Origin of the sequence: Psychromonas sp., assembly GCF_047632995.1 — a bacterium.
Lineage (GTDB): Bacteria > Pseudomonadota > Gammaproteobacteria > Enterobacterales > Psychromonadaceae > Psychromonas.
This window is the reverse complement of the sequence record NZ_JBLIEK010000203.1, coordinates 1-4,123: the sequence shown is the minus strand read 5'-3', so window position 1 is coordinate 4,123 and position 4,123 is coordinate 1. Positions and strand designations below refer to the sequence as shown.

General features: G+C 40.9%; 4 protein-coding genes and 1 pseudogene. 3 read left to right on the top strand and 2 right to left on the bottom strand.

The genetic code is table 11. From position 1 onward, the window contains the following. Both ACJAT7_RS18215 and rsmE read right to left on the bottom strand, forming a co-directional pair. Nucleotides 1-445: pseudogene (locus tag ACJAT7_RS18215) on the bottom strand (glutathione synthase); the annotation flags it as partial. Between the two features lie 33 nt (nt 446-478). Beyond that, nucleotides 479-1,207, bottom strand: a complete 729-nt coding sequence (gene rsmE / locus ACJAT7_RS18210; protein WP_415228216.1) for a 16S rRNA (uracil(1498)-N(3))-methyltransferase — start codon at nt 1,205-1,207, stop codon at nt 479-481. Between the two features lie 658 nt (nt 1,208-1,865). On the opposite strand from rsmE, the gene ACJAT7_RS18205 reads away from it, so the two are divergent. The 3 genes from ACJAT7_RS18205 to ACJAT7_RS18195 all read left to right on the top strand — a co-directional run. After that, the gene (locus ACJAT7_RS18205; RefSeq protein WP_415228215.1) at nt 1,866-2,822 is read left to right on the top strand and encodes a methylenetetrahydrofolate reductase; all 957 of its coding nucleotides are present in this window, start codon (nt 1,866-1,868) and stop codon (nt 2,820-2,822) included. Nucleotides 2,823-3,113: 291 nt separating this feature from the next. Continuing rightward, the gene (locus tag ACJAT7_RS18200; RefSeq protein WP_415228214.1) at nt 3,114-3,890 is read left to right on the top strand and encodes a threonine/serine ThrE exporter family protein; all 777 of its coding nucleotides are present in this window, start codon (nt 3,114-3,116) and stop codon (nt 3,888-3,890) included. Nucleotides 3,891-3,986: 96 nt separating this feature from the next. Then, on the top strand, nt 3,987-4,123 hold a 137-nt coding region (locus ACJAT7_RS18195; protein ID WP_415228217.1), incomplete at its 3' end, for a threonine/serine exporter family protein.

Here is a 4,123-nt window from a genome sequence, read left to right as displayed (position 1 = left end):
GAATTTTTAGACTATTGCGTGTCACTAATGTTGCTGGAGTGAACTCACTAAACCATGCGGTAAATAGTTTTTCATTGGCATCACGCAAACTTTGCGGCTTATTAACAATTAAGCAGCCTTCTTGTTCCGCGCGTTCCAGCAGGTAAGTTGCATAAATATATTCGGTGTCAAAGGGAGGATCTTTGCGCATTAATACCGCATCAAGATCAGAAAGAGGATGATCTACCGCATCTTCAAGTTGATAAAAATTATTAGCATCGCGCTGCACTGTTAGTTTTTTACTGCTTGCAAAACAGCGGCCATTTTCTAAAGACAGGTCCTGCATCTCTAAATAATACAGTTCCCAACCACGGGATTGTGCTTCCAATAACATCGCAAAACTAGCGTCTTTATGAATTTTAATATCTTTGATTGGATCCATTACGATCCCGATTTTAATGGTCATTTTATGTCCTATTTATCAGTTTTGCTGAGCATCTTATGCAAGGTCGCCAAAACGACACTGCAATGCGGTAATTGCACTGAGTGCAGCGGTTTCTGTGCGTAAAATACGCGGGCCTAATAATGTTTCTGTGAAGTTTAATGTTTCAGTCAAGGTTATTTCTTGATCGCTTAAACCACCCTCCGGGCCGATCAGTAAACGAATACGTTTGATTTCTGGCGGTAAGGTATTAATCGAATATTTAGCACGTGGGTGCAGTGTTAGTTTGGTGGCCTGCTCTGTACTGGCGCACCAGGTCGTTAATGTTTGGGTTTCATGAATAACCGGAATGATATTACGACCTGATTGCTCGCAGGCAGCCACGGCTATTTTTTGCCACTGCTGCTGTTTTTTAGCCATGCGCTGATCATCGAGTTTAACACCACAACGTTCGCTTAATAATGGTGTTATTTCATTAACGCCTAATTCTACGGCCTTTTGAATAACAAACTCCATGCGATCGCCACGTGAAATGACTTGCCCTAAGTGCAGATCTAACGGACTTTCATTATTCGGTTGATTAAATGAATTTATCAATGCGGTGCAACTTCGTTTCTGCACGTCAGTCAAGGTTGCCAGAACCTCCCCTCCAAGGCCATTAAACAGAATTATTTGTGCGCTAGCTTTTAAGCGTAAAACATGGATATGTTGTATCGCATCTTTTGAAAGCTTGACTTCAGAGGCAAGGGTTAATGTTTGTGGATCATAAAAACGAGGAATACGCATAATTATTATGTTTAAGTAGCGGGAAATAGTGCCAAGTATAACGTGAAAACAGGAGAGAAAACTATGCTAAAAATTTTTATCTAATCGAGTCCGATAAAAACATGCCTGAATAACGTCCTGAGCAACTTTACACGCACGTCAGTGGTTTATTTTTAAGTGCACTTTTAAAACCGGCTAAAGTCGCACTTTCAAAAATAGTGCATAAATCTCTTATCAGACTTGTTATAGATGTTGAATATCGCGTAATAGCTTGTCCGCCAAAGGTTATAAAATATCAACCTGAGAAAAAGTGCTTAAACCGTGAATGCCTATCTGATAATTTATGCAGGTTAAAATAGATGCCAGCTTGACATAAAACTCTATTTTAGTCTTTGCTGTTTATTTGATTTTGAATATCTTGTGATTTACTACTGTGCGCTAAGCTCAGGCTATTCAAAATCGTGCCATACAATTTTGAGCCATTAGAACAACTATCGTTATTGCTAAGCAACAAATAAAGTGAACAAGATCATGCCTTTTTGAATATCTTACTCATTTGAAAAGCTGCGCGCGGCTCCTTGATCATTACGCTTATCATTGTATTTCTTAGTTGTTTGACCATGGTCAATATGCGACAATTTAACATAATTATGCTATCTCGAATGTTTAGGAAAAACTTATGAGTTTGACGTCTTTAAGAAATAAATCCAGCGATCCCAAACAAGGGGTTTATTTTATTGGTACAACACCCCCCAAGCAGGATACAGCGATAGAATTGGTGGCTGGTATTGCAGATAAATTATTAGACCGACTTGATTCGATTGATTATGACGGTTTAATTGTTTATGACATTCAAGATGAAACTTCGCGTATTGATAAACCACGTCCATTCCCCTTTAAATATACCCATGATTCGCGTTTATATTCAAAAATTTTACATGATAAGTCGGCTAAGCCGGTGATCACTTATAAAAGTGTTTCTCAACGCGATGGGGTTGATTTTTCGCGCTGGTTGTCCGATGCATGGCACCAGTTTTCAGTGCGTGATATTGTTTTAGTCGGCAGCCCCTCGGCCAATAGTGATATTAAATTATCTTTAGCCGATGCCTATCAGGCCGTAAAAGATCATGATTTAGATTTTCATTTGGGTGGCGTGACTATTGCTGAGCGTCATAGCAATAAAGGTGATGAGCATCTGCGTATGTTGGCTAAAAATGAGCAGGGTTGTGAATTTTTCATTTCACAAGCTGTTTATAATGCCCAGGCAACCATTGATATGCTCACCCGTTATGCGCTGGAGTGTAAAAAACAAGGGAAAAAACCAAGACGTGTGGTGTTAACATTTTCCCCCTGTGGCAGTGCAAAAACTCTGGCATTTATTGAGTGGTTGGGGATTTCCGTACCCGAGGCGACCAGCCTGCGAATTCTTGAATCTGATAATCCATTAAAAGAATCGCTCTTAATTAGCCGAAATAATTTTGAACAGATTCTGCAGGCATGTCTCCCTTTGGATATTCCGTTAGGTTTAAATATAGAAAGCTTAACCAATCGTAAAGAAGAGATTGATGCAGCCATATTATTATTCAAATTGTTAAAAGCAACATTAGATCTTAAGTTGGCAGAATCACAACTGTAAGTTTGATTGAGATACCCAAACTACTTGAATATGCAGATTCAGAGTTTCGCCCGGATGCTAGAACAAGGCGTAACATGATGAGAATGGTTATTCCCTTTTCAAGTGTTACAACGCAGTGCTAGCTTTCGGGCGAATCTCCCGAAGGGCAAGGCGATAGACGATGATCGATGTTGTTAGAAGGCTTTGATTTAGAATAACTAGATGATCAGCTTCTGCCTGTAATATCATCATTTATCGTCTTACTGATGCCTGCATCTTCAAGTAATTTGGGTAATATAATAGGATAGATAAATGTCTCTCAGCAGACAGGCACAGACAGAGTTAATACGGGTTGCCGCTAAAGCCGGGCAACTATTGCATCAGCACGGGGCAGAAAGCCGTTTAGTGGAGCAAACAACACAACGTATAGGTGTGGCACTCGGTGCACGAAGTATTGAGTTGTCCGTTAGCCCCGATGCAATAGTGATTACCAGTTTATTTGATGGTGACTGCATTACAACCACGCGTCGTTGTTACGATCGCGGTCTTAACATGCAGATGGTATGTGATGTACAACGCATCTGTATTATGGCTGAAAAGAAACTGTTGGATGCAGAGCAGGTAAAAGAACGATTAAATCGTTTAAAACCGATGAAATATAATCGTTGGGCCGTGGTCTTCATGATTGGTCTGGCATGTGGCAGTTTCAGCCATTTTTTCGGTGGAGATTGGCAAGTTTATATCACCACTTTTTTTGCTTCCGCAGGGGCGATGATAATACGTCAAGAGCTTGCTCATCGCCATCACAGCCCGCTGGTCAATTTTGCCATCGCGGCTTTTGTTGCGACCACTATTGCAAGTCTTGGCGTTGTTTATGAATTTGGTGAAAAACCTGAAATCGCACTGGCGGCTTCGGTCTTATTACTGGTTCCCGGTTTTCCGCTGATCAATGCCGTTTCCGATATGCTCAAAGGACATATCAGTATGGGGATCGCTCGCTGGGTATTTGCAAGCTTGTTAACCTTGAGTGTGTCAGTTGGAATAGTCGCTTCCATGACGTTAACGGGGGTTGTTGCGTGGATAGGATAATGAAAATCAGACTCTTATTGGCTAACAAGCTTTGCTTTTCCTCCGGGGACGTTGGCTTGGGCATTTTTTGCAGACCCGCATTAAGGAATGCTTAAAATGGATTTAATAACCTTATTGATGATAGATGCATGGTTTGCCTGGATCCCCGCGGTTGGTTTTGCAATGGTCTTTAATGTGCCTAAAAAAATGCTTATTTACTGCGCCGTTGGCGGCGCATTTGCGCACAGTTTTAG

Coding starts and splice junctions, on each gene's coding strand:
- ACJAT7_RS18205 (WP_415228215.1), top strand. CDS start 1,866: ATGAGTTTGACGTCTTTAAGAAATAAATCCAGCGATCCCAAACAAGGG.
- rsmE (WP_415228216.1), bottom strand. CDS start 1,207: ATGCGTATTCCTCGTTTTTATGATCCACAAACATTAACCCTTGCCTCT.
- ACJAT7_RS18200 (WP_415228214.1), top strand. CDS start 3,114: ATGTCTCTCAGCAGACAGGCACAGACAGAGTTAATACGGGTTGCCGCT.